This window comes from Streptomyces sp. SID1328, from assembly GCF_009865595.1.
Lineage (GTDB): Bacteria > Actinomycetota > Actinomycetes > Streptomycetales > Streptomycetaceae > Streptomyces > Streptomyces griseoluteus.
Map to the genome: position 1 here is coordinate 1 of NZ_WWKH01000094.1, position 3,353 is coordinate 3,353.

4 protein-coding genes are annotated in these 3,353 nt (G+C 71.6%); all 4 read right to left on the reverse strand.

Annotation, left to right across the window (positions count from 1 at the left end; genetic code table 11):
• On the reverse strand, nucleotides 1-714 hold a 714-nt coding region (locus GT030_RS02965), incomplete at its 3' end, for a Gfo/Idh/MocA family oxidoreductase (protein ID WP_161199688.1).
• Between the two features lie 58 nt (nucleotides 715-772).
• Nucleotides 773-1,825, reverse strand: a complete 1,053-nt coding sequence (locus tag GT030_RS02970; protein WP_161199689.1) for a substrate-binding domain-containing protein — start codon at nucleotides 1,823-1,825, stop codon at nucleotides 773-775.
• Nucleotides 1,826-1,842: 17 nt separating this feature from the next.
• A complete protein-coding gene (locus GT030_RS02975) occupies nucleotides 1,843-2,862 on the reverse strand; it encodes an ABC transporter permease (RefSeq protein WP_161199690.1) in 1,020 nt (339 codons plus the stop codon).
• Nucleotides 2,859-3,353 (reverse strand): ATP-binding cassette domain-containing protein (locus GT030_RS02980; RefSeq protein ID WP_161199691.1); only part of this gene is annotated, 495 nt, incomplete at its 5' end. The genes GT030_RS02975 and GT030_RS02980, both read right to left, overlap by 4 nt.

Consider the following 3,353-nt stretch of genomic DNA (forward strand, 5'->3'; position numbering starts at 1 on the left):
ACGTACGAAGGTCTCGGTGAGCGCGGAGACCCCGACGAGCCTCTCCCCCGCCAAGTACTGCGCGACGTCGATGACATGGGCCCCCAGATCCCCGAGCGCGCCCGAGCCGGCCGCCTCCTTGCGCAGTCGCCAGGTCAGCGGGGACTCCGGGTCCACCAGCCAGTCCTGGAGATAGCTCACCCGGACATGGCGCAGGGTGCCGAGCCGCCCCTCGGTGATCATCCGGCGGGCGAGGGCGATGGCGGGCACCCGGCGGTAGTTGAAGCCGACCATGGCCAACTTCCCTCGTGCGTACGCCGCTTCCGCCGCCTGGGCCATGGCCTCCGCCTCCTCGACGGTGTTGGCCAGCGGCTTCTCGCACAGCACGTGCTTGCCGGCCGCGAGCGCGGCGAGCGCGATCTCGGCGTGGCTGTCACCGGGGGTGCAGATGTCGACCAGGTCGACGTCGTCGCGGGCGATCAGCGCACGCCAGTCGGTCTCGGTGGCCGCCCAGCCGTGGCGCTCGGCGGCGGCGCGGACGGCGCCGGCGTCCCGGCCGCACAGCACGGACAGGACCGGTTCGCGGGGCAGGTCGAAGACGCGGCCCGCCGTGCGCCAGCCCTGGGAGTGGGCGGCGCCCATGAAGGCGTAACCGACCATCCCGATGCGCAACGGCGGCTTGTCCTCGGGGCCGGGCCGGGTGCCGCCCCCTGCTGAACTCTGCGGCTCTGCCATGCGGTGGGTCCTCTCCTCGTCCTCGTACGGGGTGCCGTGCGGGTGGGGCGGGGGCCGGTCACCGGAAGCCGGTGGGCATGTACCGGTCGACGTTGTCCTTGTCGACGACGGCGGAGTAGAGCGTGACGGAGGCCGGGATCTCGTACTCGGCCATACCGCCCACGCCCTTGCCCTGGCCGAGGGCGCGGGCGAGGTCGATGGCGGAGGCGGACATGGTGGGCGGGTAGAGGACGGTCGCCTTCAGTACGCCGTCGTCGCGCTTGATGGCCTGGAACGCGGAGAGCGCGCCGGCGCCGCCGACCATGAGGAAGCCGTCCCGGCCCGCCTGTTCCACGGCACGCAGCGCGCCCACGCCCTGGTCGTCGTCGTGGTTCCACAGGGCGTCGAACTTGCGCTGCGCCTGCAGGAGTTGGGCCATCTTGGCCTGGCCGGACTCCACGGTGAAGTCGGCCGCCTGGCGGGCCACCTTGCGGATGTTGGGGTAGTTCTTCAGGGCGTCGTCGAAGCCCTTGGTGCGCTGCTTGGTCAGCTCCAGGTTGTCCAGGCCGGCCAGCTCCACGACCCGGGCGTCGGGGGTGTCCTTGAGCTTCTCGCCGATGTAGTGCCCGGCGTTGAGGCCCATGCCGTAGTTGTCGCCGCCGATCCAGCACCGGTACGCCTGCGGGGTGTTGAAGACGCGGTCGAGGTTGACGACCGGGATGCCGGCGCGCATGGCCTTGAGGCCGACCTGGGTGAGTGCCTTGCCGTCGGCGGGCAGGACCACGAGGACGTCGACCTTCTTGTTGATGAGGGTCTCGATCTGCCCGATCTGGGCGGCGGTGTCGTTGGAGCCCTCGGTGATCTCCAGGGTGACGTCGGAGTAGGTGCGGGCCCGCCGCTTGGCGTTGTCGTTGATGGCGTTGAGCCAGCCGTGGTCGGCCTGCGGGCCGGCGAAGCCGATGGTGACGTGCTTGCCGGTCTTGTCGTCGGCGGGCCTGTCCTCGGCGGCGGTCTTCTCGTCCTTCGGGTCGTTGCTCGTGCACCCGGCGAGGAAGGCTCCGGCGCCGACGGCGGCGGTGCCGAAGAGCAGCCCTCTGCGGCTGGTCAGGGGTGTCGGTACGGTCGGTCGCATGGCGGTGAACCCTTTCCTCAGGTCGTGCTCGCGGTACGGCGCTGGACCAGCACGGCGGCGACGATGATCGCGCCCTTGGCGATCTGCTGGACGTCGCTCTGCAGGTTGTTCAGGGCGAAGATGTCGGTGATCGTGGTGAAGATCAGCACGCCCAGCACCGAGCCGGTGATGGTGCCCCGGCCGCCGCTGAGCAGGGTGCCGCCGATGATGGCGGCGGCGATGGCGTCGAGTTCGTAGAGGTTGCCGTTGGTGTTCTGGCCCGAGCCCGCCAGGATGATCAGCAGGAAGGCCGCGATGCCGCAGCACAGTCCGGAGAGCAGGTAGAGGTAGAGGCGCTGGCGGCGGACGTCGATGCCGGCCAGGCGGGCCGCCTCCGCGTTCCCGCCGACCGCGACGGTGCGGCGGCCGAAGGTGGTGCGGTTCAGCACGAGCCAGCCGATGACGGTGACGACGGCGAAGACCAGGACCAGCGGCGGGATGCCGAGGACGTAGGCGTCGCGCTCGCCGAGGCTGAGGACGGAGTCGACGGTGACGATCTGGGTGCGTCCGTCGGTGATCTGGAGGGCGAGTCCGCGTGCCGAGGCGAGCATGGCCAGGGTGGCGATGAAGGGGACCACGCCGCCGTAGGCGACGAGGAGGCCGTTGACCAGGCCGCAGCCCACGCCGACGGCGAGCGCCGTGAAGAGGATGCCCGCGAACCCGTACTCCTGGGTCGCCACCGTGGTCGCCCACACCGAGGCGAGGGCGACGATCGCGCCGACCGACAGGTCGATGCCGCCGGAGGTGATGACGAAGGTCACGCCGACGGTGACGACACCGATCACGGACGCCTGGGTGAGGACGAGTTGGAGGTTGCGGGTGTCGAGGAACTCGTCCGGTTTGGTGACCCCGCCGATCACGATCAGGACGGCGAGGACGCCGAGCAGGGAGAGGGTGCGGACATCGGCGCGGGCCGCGAGCGTGCGCCAGGCGGGGGGCCGCGCGGTCGCGGGGGCCTTGCCGCTGTCGTACCGGGGCGGGGAGACGGGCTGCGTCATGACGCCGGGCTTCCTTCCATGACGAGGTCGAGTACGCGGTGCTCGTCGAGTTCGCGGGCGGGTGCCTCGTGGACGACGTGGCCCTCCCGGAGCACCAGGACACGGTCGGCGAGGCCGAGGACCTCGGGCACCTCGCTGGAGACCAGCAGCACGGCGAGGCCCTCGTCGGCGAGCCGGCGGACCACGGCGTACAGCTCGGCGCGGGCGCCGACGTCGACGCCGCGGGTGGGCTCGTCGAGCAGCAGCACCCGGCAGCCGCGGAGCAGCCAGCGGGCGAGGACGGCCTTCTGCTGGTTGCCGCCGGAGAGGGTGCGGACGGGGACGGCCGGGTTGTCCGGGCGCAGCGACAGCTCGCGGGTCGCGGCACGCGCGGCGCCCAGCTCGGCACGCCGGTCGATCCAGCCGGCGCGTGCGAAGCGGGAGAGGGTGGACACCGAGACGTTGCGGGTGACGGATTCCAGCATGAGCAGGGCCTGCGCCTTGCGTTCCTC